General features: G+C 67.2%; 22 protein-coding genes. 12 read left to right on the forward strand and 10 right to left on the reverse strand.

Annotated elements, in window-relative coordinates; translation table 11 throughout:
* Positions 1 to 36: 36 nt before the first annotated feature.
* Complete coding sequence (locus H977_RS0128480; protein ID WP_029111037.1) at positions 37 to 1473, forward strand: RNA polymerase sigma factor; 1437 nt, start codon at positions 37 to 39, stop codon at positions 1471 to 1473.
* Positions 1474 to 1569: 96 nt separating this feature from the next.
* On the opposite strand, the gene H977_RS34585 is transcribed toward H977_RS0128480, so the two are convergent.
* Positions 1570 to 2940, reverse strand: coding sequence for a histidine phosphatase family protein (locus H977_RS34585; RefSeq protein ID WP_231396086.1), 1371 nt, complete (start codon positions 2938 to 2940; stop codon positions 1570 to 1572).
* A 502-nt stretch (positions 2941 to 3442) separates the two neighbouring features.
* A complete protein-coding gene (locus tag H977_RS0128490) occupies positions 3443 to 5089 on the reverse strand; it encodes a flavin-containing monooxygenase (RefSeq protein WP_036477630.1) in 1647 nt (548 codons plus the stop codon).
* Positions 5090 to 5348: 259 nt separating this feature from the next.
* Between H977_RS0128490 and H977_RS0128495 the strand changes: the two genes are divergently transcribed.
* Together H977_RS0128495 and H977_RS0128500 are read left to right on the forward strand one after the other, a co-directional pair.
* Complete coding sequence (locus tag H977_RS0128495; RefSeq protein WP_029111039.1) at positions 5349 to 6125, forward strand: glucose 1-dehydrogenase; 777 nt, start codon at positions 5349 to 5351, stop codon at positions 6123 to 6125.
* A 5-nt stretch (positions 6126 to 6130) separates the two neighbouring features.
* Positions 6131 to 6922 carry an SDR family NAD(P)-dependent oxidoreductase gene (locus H977_RS0128500; RefSeq protein ID WP_029111040.1) on the forward strand — a complete coding sequence of 264 codons (792 nt, stop codon included), beginning with the start codon at positions 6131 to 6133 and terminating at the stop codon, positions 6920 to 6922.
* A gap of 62 nt (positions 6923 to 6984) precedes the next feature.
* Here H977_RS0128500 and H977_RS34155 read toward each other — a convergent pair whose 3' ends face one another.
* Complete coding sequence (locus tag H977_RS34155) at positions 6985 to 8052, reverse strand: acyl-CoA dehydrogenase family protein (protein WP_051289191.1); 1068 nt, start codon at positions 8050 to 8052, stop codon at positions 6985 to 6987.
* Between the two features lie 143 nt (positions 8053 to 8195).
* On the opposite strand from H977_RS34155, the gene H977_RS34160 reads away from it, so the two are divergent.
* Positions 8196 to 9086 (forward strand): IclR family transcriptional regulator, encoded by an 891-nt coding sequence (locus H977_RS34160; protein ID WP_036477633.1) that lies wholly within the window; start codon positions 8196 to 8198, stop codon positions 9084 to 9086.
* A 22-nt stretch (positions 9087 to 9108) separates the two neighbouring features.
* Here H977_RS34160 and H977_RS0128515 read toward each other — a convergent pair whose 3' ends face one another.
* Positions 9109 to 10206: an acyl-CoA dehydrogenase family protein gene (locus H977_RS0128515; RefSeq protein WP_029111041.1), complete on the reverse strand. Its 1098-nt coding sequence runs from the start codon at positions 10204 to 10206 to the stop codon at positions 9109 to 9111.
* A 74-nt stretch (positions 10207 to 10280) separates the two neighbouring features.
* Between H977_RS0128515 and H977_RS0128520 the strand changes: the two genes are divergently transcribed.
* On the forward strand, positions 10281 to 11303 hold the full coding sequence (locus H977_RS0128520) for an acyl-CoA dehydrogenase family protein (protein WP_029111042.1): 1023 nt from the start codon (positions 10281 to 10283) through the stop codon (positions 11301 to 11303).
* On the opposite strand, the gene H977_RS0128525 is transcribed toward H977_RS0128520, so the two are convergent.
* Positions 11250 to 12689 (reverse strand): wax ester/triacylglycerol synthase family O-acyltransferase, encoded by a 1440-nt coding sequence (locus H977_RS0128525; protein WP_029111043.1) that lies wholly within the window; start codon positions 12687 to 12689, stop codon positions 11250 to 11252. The genes H977_RS0128520 and H977_RS0128525 overlap by 54 nt on opposite strands.
* 146 nt (positions 12690 to 12835) lie before the next feature.
* Between H977_RS0128525 and H977_RS0128530 the strand changes: the two genes are divergently transcribed.
* From H977_RS0128530 to H977_RS34165, 4 genes are read left to right on the forward strand one after another with little or no spacing between them, the layout of a single operon-like run.
* Positions 12836 to 14482, forward strand: a complete 1647-nt coding sequence (locus tag H977_RS0128530; RefSeq protein WP_029111044.1) for an AMP-binding protein — start codon at positions 12836 to 12838, stop codon at positions 14480 to 14482.
* 26 nt (positions 14483 to 14508) lie between these two features.
* Positions 14509 to 15483: an alpha/beta hydrolase gene (locus H977_RS0128535; RefSeq protein ID WP_051289274.1), complete on the forward strand. Its 975-nt coding sequence runs from the start codon at positions 14509 to 14511 to the stop codon at positions 15481 to 15483.
* Positions 15480 to 16277 (forward strand): SDR family NAD(P)-dependent oxidoreductase, encoded by a 798-nt coding sequence (locus tag H977_RS0128540; protein ID WP_029111046.1) that lies wholly within the window; start codon positions 15480 to 15482, stop codon positions 16275 to 16277. The genes H977_RS0128535 and H977_RS0128540 overlap by 4 nt, the downstream gene beginning before the upstream one ends.
* A 2-nt stretch (positions 16278 to 16279) precedes the next feature.
* A complete protein-coding gene (locus H977_RS34165) occupies positions 16280 to 17092 on the forward strand; it encodes a glucose 1-dehydrogenase (RefSeq protein WP_081681900.1) in 813 nt (270 codons plus the stop codon).
* Here the strand turns inward: H977_RS34165 and H977_RS0128550 are convergent.
* The 4 genes from H977_RS0128550 to H977_RS34170 all read right to left on the reverse strand — a co-directional run bounded on the left by H977_RS0128550 (position 17064) and on the right by H977_RS34170 (position 20465).
* The gene (locus H977_RS0128550; protein WP_029111047.1) at positions 17064 to 18128 is read right to left on the reverse strand and encodes an alcohol dehydrogenase catalytic domain-containing protein; all 1065 of its coding nucleotides are present in this window, start codon (positions 18126 to 18128) and stop codon (positions 17064 to 17066) included. The two genes, H977_RS34165 and H977_RS0128550, sit on opposite strands and share 29 nt — an antisense overlap.
* The gene (locus tag H977_RS0128555) at positions 18128 to 19324 is read right to left on the reverse strand and encodes an LLM class flavin-dependent oxidoreductase (RefSeq protein WP_029111048.1); all 1197 of its coding nucleotides are present in this window, start codon (positions 19322 to 19324) and stop codon (positions 18128 to 18130) included. Before H977_RS0128555 ends, H977_RS0128550 begins: the two co-directional genes overlap by 1 nt.
* 87 nt (positions 19325 to 19411) lie before the next feature.
* The gene (locus H977_RS0128560; protein ID WP_029111049.1) at positions 19412 to 20050 is read right to left on the reverse strand and encodes a TetR/AcrR family transcriptional regulator; all 639 of its coding nucleotides are present in this window, start codon (positions 20048 to 20050) and stop codon (positions 19412 to 19414) included.
* Between the two features lie 43 nt (positions 20051 to 20093).
* Entirely contained in the window at positions 20094 to 20465 is a 372-nt protein-coding gene (locus H977_RS34170) for a DUF952 domain-containing protein (RefSeq protein ID WP_036477636.1), read from the reverse strand.
* Between the two features lie 158 nt (positions 20466 to 20623).
* On the opposite strand from H977_RS34170, the gene H977_RS0128575 reads away from it, so the two are divergent.
* Positions 20624 to 20815, forward strand: coding sequence for a DUF7455 domain-containing protein (locus tag H977_RS0128575; protein WP_029111051.1), 192 nt, complete (start codon positions 20624 to 20626; stop codon positions 20813 to 20815).
* A 73-nt stretch (positions 20816 to 20888) separates the two neighbouring features.
* A complete protein-coding gene (locus tag H977_RS0128580; RefSeq protein ID WP_029111052.1) occupies positions 20889 to 21872 on the forward strand; it encodes a YihY/virulence factor BrkB family protein in 984 nt (327 codons plus the stop codon).
* Here H977_RS0128580 and H977_RS0128585 read toward each other — a convergent pair.
* Positions 21862 to 22098 carry a DUF3039 domain-containing protein gene (locus tag H977_RS0128585; protein WP_029111053.1) on the reverse strand — a complete coding sequence of 79 codons (237 nt, stop codon included), beginning with the start codon at positions 22096 to 22098 and terminating at the stop codon, positions 21862 to 21864. The two genes, H977_RS0128580 and H977_RS0128585, sit on opposite strands and share 11 nt — an antisense overlap.
* Before the next feature lie 88 nt (positions 22099 to 22186).
* Here H977_RS0128585 and H977_RS0128590 point away from each other — a divergent pair, with 88 nt between their 5' ends.
* Positions 22187 to 22633, forward strand: a complete 447-nt coding sequence (locus H977_RS0128590) for a DUF3099 domain-containing protein (protein ID WP_029111054.1) — start codon at positions 22187 to 22189, stop codon at positions 22631 to 22633.
* The last annotated feature ends 37 nt before the right edge of the window (positions 22634 to 22670 follow it).

Below are 22670 nucleotides of genomic sequence, written 5' to 3' on the forward strand. Positions count from 1 at the left end.
CCCGCCGAGAAATTTTGTGAGACCGAAAGGGTGTACGTGGCAGCGACAAAAGCAAGCCCGGCGACCGACGAGCCGGTGAAGCGCACCGCTACCAAGACTCCCGCCAAGAAGGCCCCGGCCAAGCGGGCAGTCAAGAGCACCGCGGCCAAAGCCGAGGGCGGCACCGCCACCAAGCGCGCTCCTGCCAAGAAGGCGCCCGCCAAGAAGGCCGCGAAGGCCGTGGCGGGCAAGCCCGACGACGTCGCCGACGAACTCGAGACCACCGACGACCTCGAAGCAGGTCCCGAGGATCTCGAGGTCGACGACACCGAACTCGTGCTCGACGAGGAACTCGACACGGACGAGGACGTCGAGGATGCCGCCGACGACGAGGACGACGACGCCGAAGAGGGCAAGGACGCCAAGGCCGCCGCGCCGGCCGCGGTCAAGGCGGCCAAGGCCGACGAGGACCACCCCGAGCCGTCCGAGAAGGACAAGGCTTCCGGCGACTTCGTGTGGGATGAGGAAGAGTCCGAGGCGCTGCGGCAGGCCCGCAAGGACGCGGAGCTGACGGCCTCGGCCGACTCCGTCCGCGCCTACCTCAAGCAGATCGGCAAGGTCGCCCTCCTCAACGCGGAGGAAGAGGTCGAGCTCGCCAAGCGCATCGAAGCCGGGCTGTTCGCGACCCAGAAGATGGCCGAATTCGCCGAGAAGGGCGAAAAGCTCACCACTCAGGTGCGCCGCGACTACCAGTGGATCTGCCGCGACGGCGACCGCGCGAAAAACCATCTGCTGGAAGCCAACCTGCGTCTGGTGGTGTCGCTCGCCAAGCGCTACACCGGCCGCGGCATGGCGTTCCTGGACCTGATCCAGGAAGGCAACCTGGGCCTCATCCGCGCGGTCGAGAAGTTCGACTACACCAAGGGCTACAAGTTCTCCACGTACGCCACCTGGTGGATCCGCCAGGCCATCACCCGCGCCATGGCCGACCAGGCCCGCACCATCCGTATCCCGGTGCACATGGTCGAGGTGATCAACAAGCTGGGCCGGATCCAGCGCGAGCTGTTGCAGGACCTGGGTCGCGAGCCCACGCCCGAAGAGCTGGCCAAGGAAATGGACATCACGCCGGAGAAGGTGCTGGAGATCCAGCAGTACGCGCGTGAGCCCATCTCGCTGGACCAGACCATCGGCGACGAGGGCGACAGCCAGCTCGGTGACTTCATCGAGGACAGTGAAGCGGTAGTGGCCGTGGACGCGGTGAGCTTCACGCTGCTGCAGGATCAGCTGCAGTCGGTGCTGGAGACGCTGTCCGAGCGTGAGGCCGGTGTGGTCCGGCTGCGGTTCGGCCTGACCGACGGCCAGCCCCGCACGCTCGACGAGATCGGCCAGGTCTACGGGGTGACGCGTGAGCGCATCCGCCAGATCGAGTCCAAGACCATGAGCAAGCTGCGCCACCCGAGCCGCTCACAGGTGCTGCGGGACTACCTGGACTAGTCCGCTGGAACAGACCCGACGAGATCGGCCCCCTCCGTCAGACGGAGGGGGCCGATTTCTCACTGCGGACCGGAAACTATGCCGGCCCGCGTCCGTTCATCGGCTGTCCGAAGCTGCGGCAGCCTTGCGGGAAGCCTTGCCGGAACCCGCGTCCTCGCGCGAAGCACTTGGCGCGCCCACACTTTCGGACACCTTCTCGGAGGCTTCGGTGAGACTGCCGACCGAGGACTTCACCGTCGACCTCAGCTGGTCGGCGGCATCGGACACCGCGGTACGAACCTGGTCACCGGCGCGCTTGGCATCGGCAAAAGCCTTGCCGGGCCTGACCATGTTGCCGCTGGTCAGATTGGTCCCGCCGTTGCCCCGCACGGCCGAGGCGACCTTCCGGGACGCGCCGGTGCGATCGGAACCGGCCGAATTCGACGCTCGCTTCGGGACTGCCACCGGGGCATCCAGCGGCTTCAGCATGTCCGTGGCCGAACCCGTGCCCGGGACAACGGTCTTGGCCGTGTCCGACACCGTGTCGGTGCGCTCCGAAACCGGATCGGAATCCGGATCGCGCACCCCGTCGATCGCCTTGCCGACCCGCTTGATGACCTCGGCATTGATCGCCCGGTTGAACTTGGCCACCGAGAACGAGGCATCGGCCACACTGCGGTTGATCGTCGTCGCAACCTTGGTCACGTCACCGGTGGCGAACGAGTCGGTGACCTGCTTCATGGCCGCTCCGAGCTGGCGGTTGAGCGTCCGCACCTGCAGGCCGACCTCGTGCCCGAAAGTCGGCTCGGGGCTGAACCGTTGGCCGTTCCAGTCCGTCACTGTCCAGCCGTCCTCGGGGTTGCCTTCGATGACCACGTAGTCGGTGTTGCCCAGGGCATGCTGGCTCAGCAGCATGCCCTTCTCCGCCAGGGTGAGATTCTTGGCGTTCATCATCGTCCAGAACATGATGGTGCCGCCGTGGGAGAACACGATCACGTTGCGGTCGCCCTTGTCGTACATGGTCTTCAACGCGCCGTCGACGCGCGCGTCGAACTCGTTGCCGTCGATCGACCCCGGGATCCGCACGCCGAGTTGGCCACCGAACGCCCAGGCGATCGGGGCCTGGAGATAGCCACCGAGCGCACCGCTCTCGGGCGTGCCCTCGTAGTCGCCCGCCTCGATCTCCTGCAACCCGGGCAGCACCTGGATCGGCAGACCCAGATAGGCCGACATGGGTTCCGCGGTCTGCTGGGTTCGGATCATCTGCGACGCGTAGATCGCGTCGTAGTTGTTGTCGCCCAGCTTGTCGACCACCGCCTGGGCCTGCTCGCGCCCCAGCGGGGTGAGCGACGGACCGGGTGTCGAGGTGTCGATGTTCCCTGACGTGTTGCCCGCGGACTGAGCGTGCCGCACGAACGTGACCCGCATGTTCTCGGCGGCCCATGCCGGCAGCACGGACATCACGAAAAACCCGATGGCAGTGAGCACGATGCCAACGGCTCTCCATGTCGTTCTCGACCGGCGCCGTACAGCGGGTACGGCGCCGTTGTCGAAGTTGCTGTGTCGGTCCATTTCCTCTTCCTCTATCAAGTTGTTCCTGCCGGCGACGTTCGGACTTCACGGTTTCGGTGTGTCGGCCACCTCACCACGCCGGGCCATGTGATGGTGCGCACTCGAGGAGGGGCAGGGAGACGTGGTCTCGCTCAGCGGTACAAGACTTCTGGCCGTGTGGCAGTTGGAAGGGTGAGGCTCGTGCTCGTTCACACGTCAATTGCGCTCCACGAGTGCCGAATTCAGCTGGTCTCACTGCGCGCAACACACGGACCCGCGAGGGTCCGTGTGATCCGGTAGAGACGAAGGGTCCGGCCCGTTTCGCACACAGGCCGAAGGTGTCAGCTACGCCGAAGCCGCTGCCGCCCAGGGTGTTCCGGTGGTGCGCCGATGTCCGAGCGGTCCCGCAACGCGAAGCCCGACCGCCCCGCGCGGCGTGTCAGTCGCTCAGATCCTGGTGGATGTCGAAGCCCTTGTAGCCGGCCGCGGCCACCTCGGCGATGATCTCGCCGTACACGCCGAAACCGCCCACGAACGGCATGAACACACGCGGCTTACCCGGGATGTTCGCCCCGAGATACCATGAATTGGCCTGCGGCATAAGTGTTTCAGCGGCGCGTCGGCTGCATTCGGCCACCCATTCGGCGGCAGCTTCCGCACGCGCCTCGATCGCCGGGGCGCCCTGGGCGTCGAGGTAGCCGATCGCATCGGCCACCCAGTTCACGTGCAACTCCGAATGCAGCACCATGTTGGCCAGCACCGAAGGGGCGCCGGGGCCCGCGATGTTGAACAGGTTCGGAAAGCCCGGGACACCGAGGCCGAGGTAGGTTGCCGGCCCTTCTGCCCACGCCTCGTTGAGAGTCCGTCCGTCGCGGCCCACCACGTTGAGCTTCTGGACCGATCCCGTCATCGCGTCGAACCCGGTGGCCAGTACCAGGGCATCCAGTTCGTAGTGCGCATCGGTGGTGTCGAGACCGGATGGGTCGATGCGCTCGATGGGCGTGGCCCGCAGATTCACCAATGAGACATTGTCCCGGTTGTAGGTCTGGAAGTAGTTGTCGTCGGTGCAGATTCGCTTGGCCCCGATCGGATGGTCCTTGGGAATCAGCACGTCGGCGACCGCGGGATCGTCGATCACGGACCGCACCTTCTCTTCCCAGAACAACCGCGCGGTGTCATTGGCCTCGATGGTCACCAACTGGTCCGGGAATGCCTTGGAGAACAACACTCCACCCAGCTCCCAGCGCCGCTCGTAGGTCTGCCGCAGCTCCTCGGCGGAGACCTCCAGGGCGGACTTGGGATGGGGCTGGTGCGGTGAGCCACCGCCGCTGAGCATCGAGAGCCTGCGCCGCTCGGCATAACCGGCTTTCTGCGCGGCGCGCGTCTGGTCATCGAGCGGAATGTTGCCGGCCGGCACGCTGTAGTTCGGGGTCCGCTGGAAGACGTAGAGCTGTGCGGCCTCTTTGGCGATGCACGGGATCGCCTGGATACCCGAGGATCCCGTGCCGATCACGCCGACCCGCTTGCCGGTGAAATCAACGCCGTCGTGCGGCCAGTGCGCGGTGTGGTAGACCTCGCCCGCGAACGAGTCGAGGCCCGCGATCGCCGGGATGTTCGCGTTCGACAGCGGTCCGACGGCCAGGATGCAGAACCGCGCGGATACCGTGTCACCGCGATCGGTGCGGACCTCCCAGCGCAGCGTCTTCTCGTCGAGCACCATGTCGGTCACCCGGGTCCCGAAGGAGATGTCGCGCCGCAGGTCGAACCGGTCGGCCACGTGGTTGAGATAGGCCAAGATCTCCGGCTGGGTGGCGTACTTCTCCGTCCAGTTCCACTCCTGCTCAAGGTCGGGGTCGAACGAGTAGGAATAGTCGACACTCTCGACGTCGCAGCGGGCCCCCGGATAGCGGTTCCAGTACCAGACGCCGCCCACGCCGTCGGCCGCCTCGAACACCCGCACCGAAAGACCTTGGGAGCGAAGGCGATGCAGCGCGTACAGCCCGGCGAAACCGGCTCCCACCACCACCACATCCACCGCTGGAGCGGTTCGTTCGGCGGTACCTGACGGAGCTGGCTGGGCTGTCACTGTGTTGCCTTTCGCTTCATGGTTCGGATCGTCACGTTACGAACCACCGGGTGCGCCGGACAGCCGTTGTCCCACTCACCGGTACCTGGGCTGCCCGGGGGATGGAGGCCCCGGCACTGTTCAATCCGTTCCCGTTGAACGAGACTTTCCGCCGCGCCTTCAGGACGACGAATATCGTTGCTCCCATACTTCGCCGACGCTGCGGCCAGGATCGACACCGAAACCGGGCGAGATTCACCCCTGAAAGGAAGTTGTTGGGATGCAAAAAGATTCGGATAGCTTGTCGGATGTCGTAGCGATCGTCACCGGCGGCGCACGCGGCCTTGGCGCGTCGTTCGCCCGGCACATCGTCGCGCGGGGCGGCAAGGTGGTGGTCTCCGACGTGCTCGACGACGACGGCGCCGCGCTGGCCGCCGAGCTGGGCGAGGCCGCGCGCTACGTCCACCTCGACGTGACCGATGCGGCGCAGTGGCAATCCGCGGTAGAGCTCACGGTGACCGAATTCGGCAAGCTCAACGGCCTGGTCAACAACGCGGGAATCTCGACCGGACAGTTCATCGAGCATGAGCCGCTCGATCACTTCCGCACCGTCCTCGAGATCAACCTGGTCGGCGTCTTCAACGGCCTTCAGGCGGTCATCGCGCCGATGCGGACCGCGGGTGGCGGTTCGATCGTCAACATCTCGTCGGCGGCCGGCCTGATGGGTCTGGCACTGACCGCCGGCTACGGCGCGTCCAAATGGGGCGTGCGCGGGCTGAGCAAGATCGCCGCGGTGGAACTGGGGCCGGACCGTATCCGGGTGAACTCCGTGCATCCAGGCATGACCTACACACCGATGACCGCCCAGATCGGCATCCAACAGGGTGAGGGCAACTATCCCAACACCCCGATGGGCCGCGTGGGCGAGGCCGACGAGATCGCCGGCGCCGTCGGTTATCTGCTGTCCGATGCCTCCACCTACGTCACCGGCGCCGAGATCGCCGTCGACGGCGGTTGGACCGCCGGTCCGACCGTGAAGTACGTGATGGGACAGTGAACAGCATGAAACGACTTGAGGGCCGCCGGATCCTGGTGACCGGCGCAGGATCTGGCATCGGACAGGCCACCGCGCTGCGACTGCTCGACGAAGGTGCCGCGGTGGTCGGCGCCGACATCTCCGCCGACGGCCTGGAGATCGCCCGGCAGAGCGCGCAGCAGGCCGGTGCCGCCGACCGCCTCACCGCGCTGACGATGGACATCGGCGACGAGGCATCGGTGATCGCCGGCGTCCGCACCGCGGTCGAGACGCTCGGCGGCCTCGACTCCGTGGTCAACGCCGCGGGCATGCTGCGCGCGGTGCACACCCATCAGATGAGTCTGCAGGAATGGAACCAGATCATCGGCGTCAACCTCACGGGGACGTTCCTGGTGATCCGCGAGACCTTGCCGGCACTGCTGGACAATTCGCAGAGTGCGATCGTGAACTTCAGTTCCACCTCGGCGGCGTTCGCCCACCCGTACATGGCGGCCTATGCGGCCAGCAAGGGCGGCATCCAGGCGATGACCCATGCCCTCGCCCTCGAATACGGCAAGCAGGGGCTCCGTGCGGTCAGCGTGGCGCCGGGCAGCATCAAGTCCGGAATCACCGACGCCACACCGGGACTCGTTCCGGCCGACACCGATTGGTCATTGTTCGCCAAATTGTCGCCCATCATGCCGACCGACCTGGATTCCGGTGGCGCCGGGATGGGTGCACCGTCCGCGGTGGCCGGCGTGATCGCGATGCTGGTCTCCGACGACGGTGCGTTCATCAGCGGCACCGAGATCCGTATCGACGGCGGAACCCACGCGTAATCGCGTCCAGACGACGACGGGCGGCGCTGACATCGGCGCCGCCCGTCGTGTCTCGTAATGACCTACGGGGAAACGGCCTTCGACTCGCCGACCACCGTCGCAAGGCCGACGTGAGCATCGCGCCACAACCGCTGCACCGCGCTGGTGCGGCGCAGCGCGTCAACGCCTGAATGACAGACGATCTCGTCGATCGCACGCACGGCACGGCGGGCCGCGGCGATCTGATCCCGGCGCGCGCGTGCCCGCATGCCCGGGTCGATCGGCCCGTCCAGCACCCGGTTGAACGACGCCGTGAGCGTGTCGAGCAGCACCAGCCGCGAAGCCCGGATCTCGGCGGCCGCGTGTTCCTCGACCGGGCCGTCGGCGCCCGCCGTCTCGACATGGTGGGCCAGGACGCCCTCGGCCATGCCGATCACCGCGGCCGTGATCCCCAGCGGCGCAATGGTGCTCAGCGGAATGTGGTAGATCGGGTTGCGCAGGCCGGCGTGTCCCGCCGCGGTGCCGTCGACGATGCGGTTGTGGTTCAGCAACCGATGCGCGGGAATGAACACGTCCTCGATCGCGATACTCTTGCTTCCGGTGCCGATCAACCCGATCGCGTCCCAGGAACCCTCCACCACGCGCAGATCGGCTTGCGGCACAAGCGAATAGCCCAATCCGTCGGTATCGCCTGCGCCGACCGCACGCGCCCCGACGACGACCCACTCACAGTGATCGATCGCCGCGACCGAACGCCACTCGCCTGTGAGGCGATAACCGCCGTCGACGGGCAGGAGCACTCCGGCAGGCGTGTGCGCCGAGGCGATCCAGACGTCGGGGTCGGCCTCCCACACCTCGTCACGCAGGCGCCGGTCGGCCGAGGCCAGTGCCCACGGCGGCACCCCGACCGAGCCGGCGACCCACCCCGCCGAACCGTCCAGCCGGGCGATCTCGAGGACAGCCTCGGCGAAGTCGCCCGGATGGGTCTCGATACCGCCGAACTCCACGGGCTGCAACATGTGCATCACCCCGGACTCGCGCAGCGCGTCGACCGTGCGAGTGTCGAGCCGGCCCAGCGACTCGTTGACGGGCCCGAGCGCCTGTATCCGGTCGGCATTGTCACTGATGCCGTCCAGAACGTCCCTGGTCATTTCCACACCACGCATCCAAAACTCCCTTGTCGCACGCATCGCGGGCTGACCACCATGGTCGGGCACGGCAAACAGTGCTTGCGGCATGATCCCGCTCAGTGAGATCGTGAGTGATTCACTGTTCGACGTCCTAGGGGGCGCAGGTGCCGGGATCCACCAGCAACGCGACATCACGGCCACGTGCCGAACAACGCGACACGGCCGTGTCGATGGTGGATCGCGTCGCGCTGATCCTCAACGCCTTCGACGAACCCGGCAAGCATCTGCGGCTGGACCAGATCGCCAGCCGCACAGGGCTGCCCAGATCCTCGGTGCACCGGATTCTCAAACAGTTGCACAGCGCCGGCCTCCTGAAACACCGGCCGGACGGCTACGCACTGGCCGCGTCGCCGCTGCCGGTCACCAGAATGGTCGATCACTCGCAATTGCGCAGTGTGGCCTCTCCGACCCTGTCGCGACTGCATGCCGACACCGGACTGGTGGTGCACCTCGGGGTGCTCTTCGGCGGTGATGTGGTCTACCTCGACAAGGTGGCCGGGCGCAACAGCGCCGTAGTGCCCACCCGCGTCGCCGGACACACGCCCGCGCACGCCAGCGCACTGGGCAAGACCATGCTGGCCCAGCTTCCCGCCGAGGAGGTGGACGCCGTCCTGGGCCCGCGGCTGATCCGGTCCACCCGGTCGACCATCGGCGATCTGGAAACCCTGCACCGCGAACTGGCCAGGATCCGCTCCCGGCACGGGCTCGCCTACGACAACGAGGAACTGGCGATCGGACTGACCAGCGTCGCGGCACCGTTGCGCTCGGCCGACGGCGAGGTGGCAGGCCTGTCCCTGACCGGTGCCGTGCCGTTGCACCGTTTGCAGCGCACCGCCCCGTTCGTGATCCGGGCCGCGCGGCACATATCGCGGCAGCTGGGCTCCCAAGAAACCGGCGCCCGGGATTCCGCATCGATTGCCCCCTCCCAAGCGCAGGCCACCGACAACCTGCTGTCCCGGGTATTGCGGACCCTGACCTCCGACGCCTGGGTCTGAGAGCGCAGGCTTCCAGCGCCGGCTACCAGAGGATTTCGTCGACCTCCATGCCGAACGAGTGGCGGCCGACGAGGGCCAATACCTGGTCCACATTGCTGGCCACGTGGGTCTGCGCGGTCTGGACGTCGCGCCACACCCGTTCCACCAGTGGGTCCTCGCTGTCGCGGCCACCTGAGTGGGCGATGAACGTCCGGATCGCCGCGACAGCGCGTTCGGAGGCCAGCACCTGGTCCCGGCGCGACCGCAGCACCAGATCGGTGTCCGGGGCGGTGCCGGCACGCACACAGTCCATGAGATCGCCGAGGTTGCGTTCGATCTGCCTGACCGACAACTCGAGGTCGCTGCCCGCCATGGCCACCGGATCAACCGGCGAGCCGGCCCGGGGCTGCAACGCCGAGAGAATGTTCTCGGCGGCGCCCAGCAGAGGGACCGTGCCGGTGTGGGTGTACATGGTCGGTTGCGGCAGTCGATACAGCGGAGCCAGCGTGCCGAGCTGCTCGCCGCTGACCCAGCCGAACGTGCGGTACCGCGGCACCAGCGCACCCGAGACGACGACATCGTGAGCGCCGATGCCTCTCAATCCCACGCTGTTCCAGGTGGATTCGACGACATAGTCAGCTCGTGGCACCAGGGCCACCAGGAAATCCTGGGCGGCACCGTCCTCACCGACGAGTACCGCTGCGGCCATGAGCCACGACGAGTGCAGGATTCCGGTGCACCGGCTCCATCTGCCGGACAACCGGAAGTCGTCACCGACCCGTTCCAGGCGGCCCGTCGGGGCGTACGACTCACAGACCAGCGTCCGCTGATCCCGCCCCCAGACGTCGCGCTGGGCGCGCTCGTCGAACAGCGACAGATGCCAGGTGTTGACGCCCAACCATCCCGCCAGCCACCCGGTGGAGGTACATGCCGCTGACAGGTCGCGGGTGGCCGCCAGGTACTCGGCCGGATCGGCCTCCATCCCGCCGAACGCCTTGGGTCGCAGCATCGCAAAGAACCCCGCATCGTGCAGGCCACCGATCACCGAGGGCTCGACGGCACCGGTGCTGTCGACATCGGCGGCGGCATCGGCGATCGCCGGCAATGCCTGGCGCACCGCGGCGCGCACGTTCTGCGTCATCAGTGCCGCCCTATCCTGCCCGTCGGGTATGTCACCATCGTGGATACCATTCGTCGCCCCTCCCAGGAGGTCATATGGCCGAGCCGCCCGGTGCACCCGGAGTCGATCCCGGCGTCTCGGATACTGAATCGATTGCCGTCCTGCGCGATTCGACGTCGTCCAGGTTGCTGCAACCTGTCCGTCACGGCGGTCGTGCGGCGTCCCGATCGGCCTCGGAAGCAGCCGATTTCGTCGTCGCGGTGGCCGGTCTCGCCGAGCGCGACGGTTCCGGTGGGTGGCTGGCCGGAGCGCTGAATGCCGCTGCGTACGCGGTCGCCGGCCTGGACGACGCTGCCGCCGAACGGGTGTGGGGCGCCGACACCGCCGCGCTGGTCACCGCGTGCGCGGAACCGGCGGGGCGGTTGACCACCGGCCGCGGGAAGCGCCGGCTGACCGGGCGGTGGGAGTCGGTGACCGGAGCCGTGTTCGCGGACTGGATGCTCCTGAGCGCCCTGGACGAGGATGACCGGGGTTCGGTCCGCTACGTCCTTCTCCCCCGCGATGCCGTGCAGATCGACCGGCACGCCCACCGGCGCGGACTGGACGCGGCGGGAATCGGGGATGTCACGGTGTCCGACGTGATCGTCGATGCCGTGTTCTCGCACCCCGACGAAAGCCCCTCTGAAAAAAGCGAATTCGGTGAATCCCCGATCTCGTACCGGGTTCTGGCCGGTGCCGGGCAGGCCGCTGCCGTGGTCGGCGCCGCAGCCGGCGTGTGGCGGGCACACGTCGGTCAGGTCCGCCAACGCCTGGCCACCTCGTACGGCAGCGAGGACACCACCGAACTGACCTCGTCGGCGGTCCTGGTCGCCAAGGCGGAATCGGACATCGACGCCGCGCGGCTGCAACTCGTCACGTCGCTGAGCGCCGATACGCCCGCCGCCACGACAGCGCTGTGCCAGGCCGTCACTCGTGCCCGCAACGCCGCCGACCAGCTCCTGAGCAGCGGCAGCCGCCACGCGCTGGATGCGACGGATCCGGTGGCCCGGCTGTGGTTCGACGTCCTAGCCGGATACCGCCTGACGATCCGAAGCGTCCAGCAGCCCACCGTCGACTGAATCCACCCGCGCCGCGAGCTCGGCCAGCGCCTGCGGCACCCGGTCGGCGATGCCGTACGGGTCCGGCACCTGATCTCCGCAGGTCAGTACGCAGATCGCCATCTCGTCGCGATAGCTCCACCCGGTGAAGTTCAATCCCATCGGGAACACGATCGGCCCCGACGAGATGAGCTGCTCGATGGGCGCGCCACCCCAGTACAGCGTGTTCTGCGGACCGCGCACGTTGGATGCGATCAAGCTGAACATCGGGCGCCGCTTCATCTTGGCCCCGAGGATGGGCAGCACCCGTGAGTACAACCAGAACAGCGGCCAGTACTCCATCCAGTCGTGCTGCAGCCAGGCGTCACGCTCGGCCTGCACCTCGCGGGCGATGCGGGTCGCCGCGGCGATCGCCGTCAATCGTTCCACCGGATCGGCGATGTGTGTCGCCAGGTCGACGTTCCACCGCGCCACCTTGTTGCCCCACTCGGCTTCGGTTTCGGCCGGGCGCATCGAGACGGGCACCACCGCGGTCATGCTTTCGTCGCTGAGCTTTCCGTTCTCGGCGAGGTACTCGCGCAGGGCCCCGCCGCAGATGCTGAGGAAGACGTCGTTGATGGTGACGCCGAAAGCCTTTGACACCCGCTTGATCTCTGTCACGTCAGCGCGCCGGTAGGCGAATCGGCGGGCGGCCGAGAACGGTTCGTTGAACGACATCGCCGGTGCGGCGAATGCCTCTGCGTAGCCGGGCTTTCCGGCCTTCTGCCGCCGGCGGATCACGCCTGTCACGGCCGCGGTGCGGGCGATGATGCCGGGAAAACGCGCGAGCGCCGCGATCTGGTGGCGGATGACCAGCGGCCACCACACCCACGGTGCCGGGCGCCGTTCGTTCGGCAACGGCGTCGATCGGGGCTTCGGCAACGGGGTTTTCGGATCGGTGCTGTAGAGGGTCTCCAGCAGCCGCAGCGATGCGGTGCCATCGGCGACAGCGTGGTGGATCTTGAGCACCAGTGCGATGCGGCCGTCAGCTAGGCCTTCGACCAACCAGAGTTGCCAGGCGGGCCGGTCGCGGTCGAGGGCCACCTCGAAGATCTCGCCGATCGTCGCGGCAAGCTCCTCATCGCCGCCGGGGGCCGGCGCGGTGGTCCGCTGCACGTGGTGGTCGATGTCGAGCTGCGGCCGCGAAACCCACCAGGGCCGACCGAATCCCACCCGGGGGGACAGCAACTGCCACTGCAGAGGCTCCACGGTGTCGACCCAGCCCTGCACCGCGGCCTTGAGCCGATCGAACGTCAGCGGCTCGGACATCTGATTCGGGTCCAGTACGACGGCCTTCATCGTGTGCTGCGGTTGAACCGAGCTCTCCCACGCCAGGAAGCTGTTGTCCTCGCCCTTCAAACGCCGCATTTTCAACCTCGCTTGTCCGCCGCCGATACGGCACTGTCTGTGGCTGCCATCACTCTTATCGAATCGTGTGTCGCAGGAGACAAGCTGTCCCGCCCAGCGAGACTCGACCGCCCCCACCCGGCTCGCCGACACCTACGGTTTGCGCCATGAAGCGAGCCATTCCGCGCCCTGCCAGCCTCGCCGCCAGGGTCAACCGGTTGCGGGTGATCGCCCGCAGCATCGCCGTGCTGCGCGAGTCCGGGCTGTCCGGTGGAGCTGCCGACGGCATCCGGCAGGCGAAGCGGGTCCGCCAGTTCGGCGGTTTCGCCGCCGTCATCGAGAGCGCCGCCACCCGCGATCCCAACGCCATCGCCATCACCGACGAATGGGGCGACGTGACGTTCGCCCAACTCGACGACCGCGTCAACGCACTCGCCCGGGCCTGGAACACCCGGGGTATCGGAGCGGGCTCTGTCATCGCGGCGCTGTGCCGGGACCATCGGGGGCTGGTCACCATCCTGGCCGCGGCAGGCAAGGTGGGGGCCCAGCTGCTGCTGATGAACACCGGATTCGCCAAACCGCAGTTGGCCGATGTCGCGACCCGCGAGAAGGTCGACGTGCTGATCCACGACGAGGAGTTCACCGACCTGGTCAGCGCCATCGATCCCGGCGTACGGCGCTTCCTGGCGTGGACCGATGAGCGCTCGGGCACCGACATCGAAGGCTCGCTGGAGGGCCTGATCGCCGCGACCTCACCCGCCCCGGTTGCCGCGCCCGCCAAACCCGGCGGCATGACCCTGCTGACCAGCGGCACCACCGGCACGCCCAAGGGCGCACCGCGTGGCAAGACCTCTCCCCTGTTCTCGGCGCAGCTGTTGGATCGGGTGCCGCGCCGCCGCGGTCAGACCTGCATGCTGGCCGCGCCGATGTTCCACGGCACCGGGCTGGGCCAGGCGGTCCTGTCGCTGGCGCTGGGCAACCGGCTGGTGCTGCGGCGCAAGTTCAACCCCGAGGAGACCCTGCGCGCGGTCCAGAACCACGCGTGCGACGTGCTGGTCGTGGTGCCCACCATGCTGCAGCGGATCCTGGCCCTGTCCAAGGACATTCGGGAGAAATTCGACATCACGTCGCTCAAGATCATCTTCGTCTCGGGCTCGGCCATGCCACCGGACCTGGTCGAGCGCACCCTCGCCGAATTCGGTCCCGTGCTCTACAACCTCTACGGCTCAACCGAACTCGCGGTGATGACCGTGGCGATGCCCGAGGACCTGCTGCACGATCCGCGCACCGCGGGCAGGCCGCCCGTCGGGTGCGCCGTACGCCTGTATGACGATGCGGGCAACGAGATCACCGAACCGGGCGTGATCGGCCGGGTCTTCGCCGGCAGCGACGTGAGTTTCGCCGGTTACACCGACGGGCGCACCAAGGAATCGATCGACGGGTTGCAGAGCAGCGGCGATGTCGGCCACTTCGACGACACCGGCAGGCTCTACATCGACGGCCGTGACGACGACATGGTGATCTGCGGTGGTGAGAACGTCTATCCGCTGGAGGTCGAGAACCTGATCACCAGCCATCCCGAGGTGGACGAGGTCGCGGTGATCGGCGTCAGCGACGACGATTTCGGCCAGCGGCTCAATGCCTATGTGGTGCCGGTCGACGGCGCCACCCTGGCCGCCGAAGACATCAAGGACTACGTGCGGGCGAACCTGGCCCGGTACAAGATCCCCCGGGACGTCGAGTTCGTGAGCCGGCTACCCCGCAACGCGACCGGCAAGGTACTGCGCGGCGAGCTCACCGGCGGCGTCAAATGAGTGGCTCGAACATCCAGGAAGACACCATGAAACGGGAGGTCGCCGGCCGGATGGGCGATGCGTTCGCGCCGATCCTCTCCGGTGAACTCGACCCCATCGCCGCCGCGGCCGAGGTACGGGCCCGGCTCAAGGCCAGCCGCAGGCCCGCCAAACCCGTGCCGGTGGCCGACGTTGCGAACCAGACCATCCCCGGGCCGGCCGGTGACATTCCGGTGCGGATCTACCATCCGCTCGATCCCGCCGAGTCCACCGCCGGGCTGCCCGTGCTCGTGTATTTCCACGGTGGCGGATTCGTACTGTGCGACCTCGACTCGCACGACTCGTGCTGCCGCAGGCTCGCCAACGGCATCGGTGCGATAGTGGTCTCGGTCGACTACCGCCTGGCGCCGGAACACCCGTATCCCGCCGCGGTCGAAGATGCCTGGGCCGCAACCGAATGGGCGGCCGCCAATGCCGGCGAACTCGGCGGTGATCCGCACCGGCTCGTGGTGGCGGGCGACAGCGCGGGTGGCAATCTGGCGGCGGTGGTGGCGATGACGGCGCGCGACCGCGGGGGGCCACCCATCGCATTCCAGGTGCTGATCTACCCGGTTGTCGACCAGCGCCGCAAATCGTCGCTGTCGAGCCCGCACACCCGCAGCGGGGTGCTGACCGCCGAGCACATGCAGTGGTTCACCGCGCAGTACCTCGGCGACAGCGGCGCACAGACCGACGTCTCGGCGTCGCCGATTCTCGGTGACATGACCGGGCTTCCGGACGGGCACGTGCTGACCGGTGCCCTTGATCCGCTGTGCGAGGAAGGCGAGGAGTACGCCCGCATGCTCGCCGCCGGTGGCGCGAAAGTCAGTGTCCGGCGCTACGAGCGCGGCTTCCACGGATTCTTCAACCTCGCCGACCATCTTCCGGCCGCAGCCGAGGCCACCGACGATGTCTGCGCTGTCGTCCACAGCGCCCTGAACACACACGACCACACCTCAAACCCAGTGAAAGGCAACCCATGAAGCTTCGGAACACCCGCGCGCTGGTCACCGGCGCGAGCCGCGGGCTGGGCAAGAGCATCGCCGAGGTGCTGGCCGCGCGCGGCGTCGACGTCGCGGTGGTGGCGCGCGACGCGGAGTCCCTGAACCTGCTCGCCAAGGAGATCGACGGCAAGGCCTACCCGACCGATCTCACCGATCCGGCCGCCGTCGAGGCGCTGCTGGACCAGGTCGAGGCCGACGGTCCGGTCGACATCCTGGTCAACAATGCCGGAATCGACCGGGTCGGCTTGTTTCCCGATGCCAGTGCCGCCGACGTGCAGAACCTCCTGCAGGTCAATCTCGCCGCACCCTTGGAGCTGTGCCGCCAGGCCATGCCGCGGATGGTGCGACGGGGCCGCGGTCACATCGTCAACGTGTCGTCCTACGGGGCGATCGCGCAGGGTCCCGGAGTGACGTTGTACGGCACCTCCAAGGCCGGCCTGAGCCACTTCACCGCAGGCATCCGCGCCGAGCTGCGCGGTCAGCCCGTGGGCACCACACTCGTCCAGCTCGGTGAGGTGCGGACCGACATGATCGATCACATCAGGGAATTCACGCCCGCCCGCAAGACCATCGAGCGGTTCGAGCGGCTGCGCATGTTGCCCTCGTCGCCGCTGGAGCCAGAGGTGGTGGCCACCGCGATCGCCGACGCCATCGAACGCAACAAGCGACACGTCGTCATGCCGCGCCAGATCGTGGCGATGGCCAAGGTCACCGAGTTCCCGCGCCGCATGTCAGAGATCCTGCTGACCGGCATCGACCAGAACGAGAGGTAGCGATGACCGGCGCGAAGCTCATGGATCTGTCCGGCAAGGTCGCGATCGTCACCGGCGCCGCCCGCGGCCAGGGTGAAGCCGAGGCGCGGCTGTTCGCCGCGCTCGGCGCCAAGGTGGTGATGACCGACGTCCTCGACGAAGAGGGTGAGAGAGTGGCCGAATCCATCGGTCCCGCAGCACGTTTCGTCCGCCACGATGTCGGCAGCGAAACCGACTGGCACGCGACGGTCGACATCGCGATGGCCGACTTCGGACGTGTCGACGTGTTGGTCAACAACGCCGCGATCTGCAAGGTGGTGCCGCTGGCCGAGCAAGACACGGACGGATTCGAGCGGATGCTGCGGGTGAATCTCATCGGCGCCTTCCTCGGCATCCAGGCCGTCACCGAACCGATGAAGGCGGCCGGTGGCGGCTCGATCGTCAACATCTCGTCGCAGGCCGGTGTACAGGGACTCGCCGGCTACACCGCATACGGAGCGTCCAAGTGGGGCTTGCGCGGCATGTCGAAGGTCGCGGCAATCGAGCTGGGCCCGTTGGGCATTCGGGTCAACACGGTCTATCCCGGCATGATCGACACGCCGATGATCGCCCACCTCGGGGTGGAACGCGGGCTGGGCGGCCATCCCGGCGCGCCGCTCACCCGCGTCGGCACTCCCGACGAGGTCGCCGAAGTCGTGGCGTTCCTCGCCTCGGACGCGTCGTCGTACATGACCGGCGCCGATCTGACCGTCGACGGCGGCGCCAGTGCGGGCCGGATCCCCGTGACCCCGGCCGCCCGCCACGACGTCACACCCCCGGCAGCACCAGGATCTTGACGTGCGCGTCGGGGTCGCGCAGGGCCTCGAACGCGTCGTCCAGACCGTCCAGACCGACCCGCCCGGTGATGATCGCCTCCGCGTCGATCTCGCCGTCGGCCAGCCGTGCCAGCACCAACTCGTAGGCCCGGTCGTAGGGGCCGTGCCCGAAGTTGATCGCGATCTGCCGCATCTGCGCGACCACCGGGATGATGGTCTCCTCGGCGAACGGCGACGCCACCACCTGGATGCGCGAACCCCACGGCAGCGTGTGGGTCAGCGAGTTGAGGGTGCCCGCCCGTCCGCTGCACTCATAGGCGATCAACAGGCCCTGCGGATCGGCCGGGTCGGTCTTCCCATTGCTTCTCAACTCGTCGTAGAGCGCAATCGGATCCTGCTCATTGGGGTCGACGACGAAGTCGGCGCCCATCTTGGCGGCCAGCTCCCGGCGCTTGGGTGACGGCTCCGAGGCGATGACGGTGTGCGCGCCGGCGGCCTTGGCGGCCAGGATCGTGCCCAGACCGATCGATCCGCAACCGATCACCAAGGCGGTGTCCGCCGGTGTCAGACCGGACTGCTGCATGTGCATCTCGCCGACGTGCAGCGGCTCGGCCAGGGCGGCGTGCTCCAGTGACAGGCTGTCCGGCACGTGCCGGGCCCAGAAGGCGTCAACGACGATGAATTCGCCGAAGGCGCCGTGGTATTCGTTCGAGTAGCCGATGATCGTCGGCATCCCGTTGCCGACCTCCGCGGTGATGCCGAGCCCGGTGACCCGGTCGCCCTCGGTGAAATCCTCTACGCCCGGACCGGTTTCGACGACGGTGCCGGCCCACTCGTGACCGAGCACCACCGGACGGGTGGCGTCGAACACCGCGAACGGGTAGCCCGCACCGGCGGCCACCTCGACGAACCGGCACGGATCCTTGGACATGCTCAGATCGCTGCCGCAGATGCCACAAGCGGCGACCTTGATGCGCAACTGTCCGGGCCCGGTGGCGGGCGGGTCGGTGACATCGGTGACGGTGAACCGGCCGTCGAAGTACTGCGCCGCGCGCATCATGCCCCCTGTCCGGCGAGCTGCTCGGCAGGCCGGCCGTAATAATCGGTGTGCGCCTTGGTGATTGCGCCGATGAGTCCGCCGAGCAGGTATTCGCTGTTGTCCTCGGCGAACTGAAGGCTGGCCTGCCGGCCCACGTTGCGGTTCTTGAAATGCGGGACGACCTCGGAAGCGAAGAGCTCGTAGCTGCGCTTGGTCTCCTCCCAGCCGGCCATGTCCACATGCATGATCAGCAGAGTGCCGAATCCGCCGGTCTTCTCGACGAGACGCTCGATCTGGGCGATCGCATCCTCTGGCGTACCGATGATCGCCTGGCCGAACTCGCCGAGATTGTCGGTGCGCCACTGGTTGATGATGCCCTCGGGTGACTGCGCCCAGTCGGGGTTGATGCCCTGCTGCCGGTTGACGTACTCGGCAATGGCATGGATCCGTCGGGCGACCGCCCGCTCGGCATCGGCGCGGGTCTCGGCGATGAACATCGGATTGACCAGGCGCCAGGTGGAACGGTCCGCGTGATGGCCGTTCTCGGCTGAAACCTTTTCGTACACACCCCAGTTGCGGTCGAGAACGTCGAATCCGCTCGGCGAGCTGGCGGCCAGCGACAGCAGGGACAACCCGTGCGTGCCGGCGAGCACCGACCCGTTCGGAGAGATGGTCGACGCGGTGGCCACCTCGATGCCTGCGGGATCGTAGGTGGGCAGCTGGGCCCGCGCATCGCGCAGCGTGAACCAATCGGTCTCCATGTCGACGACCTCGCCGCGCAGCAGCCGCAGCACCGCGTCGAGCGCCTCCCCCTGCATGCGGCGCTGGTCGATCGGGTTGATGCCCATCATGTGCGCGTCCAGCGGGATCTTGCCCGGCCCGGTGCCGACGATCAGCCGGCCGCGCGTCTGCAGATCGAGCTGGGTGATGCGGTCCGCGGTGATCAGCGGATGGTGGTACGGCAGCGACATCACGCCGGTGCCGAATCGGATCCGCTCCGTGCGCTCGGCCGCTGCCGCGATGAACATGTCTGGCGCTGGGACGATTTCGGATCCCGTGGAGTGGTGCTCACCCATCCACGCCTCGTCGAAACCCAGATGGTCCAGATGTTCCATCAGGTCGATGTCCCGGCGCAGCTGCAGTGCCGGGTCGGCGTCGAGGGGGTGATAGGGCGCCAGGAACGCCCCGAACTTGATCGAGCTCGAATTCCACATGCCCGGCACGCTATCTGGATCATATGATTGGATCAAGTGATCCATAAAATTCGCCGTCGAACGCCGGCCGGTGACGTGACGGATCAGTCAGGAGCCGAGTAGACGATCGACCCCGCCGACGACGAAACACACCAGGTCGTCGTAGAAGTCCCGCAGTTCTTCCTCGTCCAGCCGGCTGCCGTTGCGGCGCCACTCGTCGGCTCGGCTCAGCGCTTGGATGAAGTTCATGATCGAGATGGCCCAACGCAGTTCCAGGCGCGCCGGATCGGAATCCGGAAACGCCCGCCGCACCTGGGCGAACAGTTCGTCGGGCAGATGCTGTTCGGTGTCGAGCAGCACCGGATTGTTCTCCTGGGAGATCTGGGCGATGATCTTGATCCACCGCATGCCCCGGACCCGGTGGCGCAGCAACAGTTTCAGATACGGCTCGGTGACCGCACGGACGAGAGCATCGGCGCTCGGCGCCACCGGATCGGCCTCGAGCAGCGCCACGTTGGCCGCGATCTCGTCACGCACCGCCGCACCCACATCGGTGAGCACCGCGCGCAGCAGGTCGTCCTTGGATCCGAAGTGGTAATGCACCGAGGCCGCGCCGAGGCCCGCGGCCGCGTTGACCGCCCGCACCGACACCGCATCCACCCCGTGGGCGGCGAACAAGCGTTCCGCGGCCTTCACCAGGCGCAGCCGGGTGGCCGCGCCCTGCCGATTCTGGGCTGCGCCGGACACCTGACGAGCATGGCACGCACTGTGCCGGCTGCTGAGCTGCGCTCTACCCCGACGGCGTGTCGGCGAGCGGCGCGAACCGGCCCTGGGCGTCGGGCGGGTAGTCCGTGGTGGTCATCACAGCGTTCACCGGAAGCGGACCGTACAGGTGCGGGAACAACATCGCCTCGGGATCCGTTGGGACACCTGGTTCCCACCGCACCGGATCCGGCAGTTTGGCCGGGTCGATGTGCAGCAGCACCAGGTCACCACGTCCGGCGTAGAGCCGGTTGGCCGGCAGGTGTACCTGCTCGGGAGCCGAAAGGTGGACGAAGCCCTGGACGCTCAGCGAGTCGGGACGATGTTCACCACTACGCTGGGCCGTCTGCCATTCGTCGGCGCTGCACAGGTGAACCAGGACACGCGGCGATGGATGCATACCGACAGCTTGCCCGGCAGCAACACGACGGCCAAGTGAGACACGACACACCGGTGAACCCCTGGGGAACAAGGCCGGAATCCAAAACGTCTGACAGAGTGGACATACGCAATCGCGGCGCCTTTGCCGAGATGCGCAGAGCAGAAGACGGAGGAGCCATGAACGCAACTCTGACAAGCCCGGAGCTAACCAGAGCGGACCGTTGCGATCGTTGCGGCGCGGCCGCACGCGTGCGCGCGAAGCTGCCTTCAGGAGCTGAGCTCCTCTTCTGCCAGCACCATGCCAACGAGCACGAAGCCAAGCTGGTCGAGCTGGCTGCGGTGCTGGAGATCAGCACGGCAGACGCCTGATCCCCTCAGGACGGCACCGCCGACACCACCCGCCTGGGCAGGAGCACGTTTCGTCAGTAATGCTTGACTGGTCATGACTGGCCAGCCGCTTCCAGTACCACCATCACGCCGCCACATCTGGCACATCACTCGACGCACACTGTCGAAGAGTTGGGACAACTCCATCTTCTCGGAGTCGGCCCAGGCGGCGTTCTGGTGTGCGTTGTCATTGCCTCCCCTCCTGCTGGGGATGCTCGGCAGCCTGGCCTACATCGCACCGTGGTTCGGGCCGGACACCCTGCCGACGATCCAGGATCAATTGATCAACGCGGCGAACAGCTTCTTCTCCCCCAACGTGGTCAACGAGATCATCGAACCGACGATCCGCGACATCGTGAAGGGCGCCCGCGGCGAGGTGGTGTCGGTGGGATTCGTGATCTCGCTGTGGGCCGGCTCGTCGGCGGTGTCGGCGTTCGTCGACTCCATCGTGGAAGCCCACGATCAAACACCGTTACGTCATCCGGTGCGGCAGCGGTTCTACGCGCTGGGCCTCTACGTGATCATGCTGGTGTCCGCGATCGGGGTGGCACCGCTGCTGGCGCTGGGGCCGCGGGCGGTGTCCGAACATATCCCGGACAGCTGGGACAACGTGCTGCGCTACGGCTACTACCCCGCGTTGTTCCTGGCGGTGCTGGTGGGGGTGACCGTGCTGTACCGCGTCTCGCTGCCCGCACCGATCCCGACGCATCGGCTGGTGCTCGGAGCCGTCCTGGCCACAGTGGTGTTCCTGGTCGCCACGTTCGGGCTGAGGATCTACCTCACCTGGATCACGAGCACCGGGTACACCTATGGCGCGCTGGCCACTCCGATCGCGTTCCTGCTGTTCGCGTTCTTCCTGGGGTTCGCCATCATGCTCGGCGCCGAACTCAACGCGGCTGTCCAAGAAGAATGGCCGGCATCGGACACCCACGCCAGGAGACTGCGGGAGTGGCTGGGCGACCGAGCCCTCAACGGTGGGGCCCAGGCACCGGGCGAAACCCGTATGCCCGAGCCCGTCGACCCGCCGCCTACTTCTTGAGTGACTCGTAGATCTTCTTGCAGTCCGGGCACACCGGAGAGCCTGGCTTGGCCGATTTGGTCACGGGGAACACCTCGCCGCACAGCGCGACCACATGCGTGCCCATGACAGCACTTTCGGCGATCTTGTCCTTCTTGACGTAATGGAAGAACTTGGGGGTGTCGTCGTCGGTCCCGTCGTCGACGCGTTCGTCGGTGTCCGGGCGCTCGATGGTCTGGGTCTGCATGGTCTTATTCTGCTCCTCACGTGCACGCGGCATCCATTGTGCCTGGGTGCGGGCCGCACGGAAATCCGTATGTCACGGCCCGCGGCAGATGTGGAACAGTAGAGGCATGAAACAAAGCCACGAGCTGAGTTTCGACGGCGATTTCGGCGACGATTTCGGCAAGGAAGCCCGCCCGGTTCTCATCACCAAAGCCGCACCTGCCTACGAAGTGCAGCACCGCCAGCGCGTCCGGAAGTACCTGATGTTGATGGCCTTCCGCATCCCTGCGCTCATCCTGGCTGCCGTCGCCTACAACATCTGGCAGAACGGACTCATCTCCCTCGCGATCATCGTGGTGTCCATTCCACTGCCCTGGATGGCGGTCCTGATCGCCAACGATCGTCCGCCTCGCAGCGCGGAGGAGCCGCGGCGTTACGCCGGCCGTAGCGAGCGGATTCCACTGTTCCCCACCGCGGAGCGGCCGGCGTTACAGAAGGACCCTTTTATGCCACCGCAACCCGACGCGGCGCGCACCGGCGACGATGCCCCCAGCTGAGCGGCTTCTTTAGCCATTCTTAGGACATTCTCAGGTC

The organism is Mycobacterium sp. URHD0025, assembly GCF_000426065.1.
Taxonomy (GTDB): Bacteria; Actinomycetota; Actinomycetes; order Mycobacteriales; family Mycobacteriaceae; genus Mycobacterium.

Coding starts and splice junctions, on each gene's coding strand:
- H977_RS0128580 (WP_029111052.1), top strand. CDS start 20,889: ATGACTGGCCAGCCGCTTCCAGTACCACCATCACGCCGCCACATCTGG.
- H977_RS0128530 (WP_029111044.1), top strand. CDS start 12,836: ATGAAGCGAGCCATTCCGCGCCCTGCCAGCCTCGCCGCCAGGGTCAAC.
- H977_RS0128555 (WP_029111048.1), bottom strand. CDS start 19,324: ATGTGGAATTCGAGCTCGATCAAGTTCGGGGCGTTCCTGGCGCCCTAT.
- H977_RS0128575 (WP_029111051.1), top strand. CDS start 20,624: ATGAACGCAACTCTGACAAGCCCGGAGCTAACCAGAGCGGACCGTTGC.
- H977_RS0128520 (WP_029111042.1), top strand. CDS start 10,281: ATGGCCGAGCCGCCCGGTGCACCCGGAGTCGATCCCGGCGTCTCGGAT.
- H977_RS34155 (WP_051289191.1), bottom strand. CDS start 8,052: ATGACCAGGGACGTTCTGGACGGCATCAGTGACAATGCCGACCGGATA.
- H977_RS0128525 (WP_029111043.1), bottom strand. CDS start 12,689: ATGCGGCGTTTGAAGGGCGAGGACAACAGCTTCCTGGCGTGGGAGAGC.
- H977_RS0128535 (WP_051289274.1), top strand. CDS start 14,509: ATGAAACGGGAGGTCGCCGGCCGGATGGGCGATGCGTTCGCGCCGATC.
- H977_RS0128515 (WP_029111041.1), bottom strand. CDS start 10,206: ATGACGCAGAACGTGCGCGCCGCGGTGCGCCAGGCATTGCCGGCGATC.
- H977_RS0128590 (WP_029111054.1), top strand. CDS start 22,187: ATGTGGAACAGTAGAGGCATGAAACAAAGCCACGAGCTGAGTTTCGAC.
- H977_RS34170 (WP_036477636.1), bottom strand. CDS start 20,465: ATGCATCCATCGCCGCGTGTCCTGGTTCACCTGTGCAGCGCCGACGAA.
- H977_RS0128500 (WP_029111040.1), top strand. CDS start 6,131: ATGAAACGACTTGAGGGCCGCCGGATCCTGGTGACCGGCGCAGGATCT.
- H977_RS0128540 (WP_029111046.1), top strand. CDS start 15,480: ATGAAGCTTCGGAACACCCGCGCGCTGGTCACCGGCGCGAGCCGCGGG.
- H977_RS0128585 (WP_029111053.1), bottom strand. CDS start 22,098: ATGCAGACCCAGACCATCGAGCGCCCGGACACCGACGAACGCGTCGAC.
- H977_RS0128495 (WP_029111039.1), top strand. CDS start 5,349: ATGCAAAAAGATTCGGATAGCTTGTCGGATGTCGTAGCGATCGTCACC.
- H977_RS0128550 (WP_029111047.1), bottom strand. CDS start 18,128: ATGCGCGCGGCGCAGTACTTCGACGGCCGGTTCACCGTCACCGATGTC.
- H977_RS34165 (WP_081681900.1), top strand. CDS start 16,280: ATGACCGGCGCGAAGCTCATGGATCTGTCCGGCAAGGTCGCGATCGTC.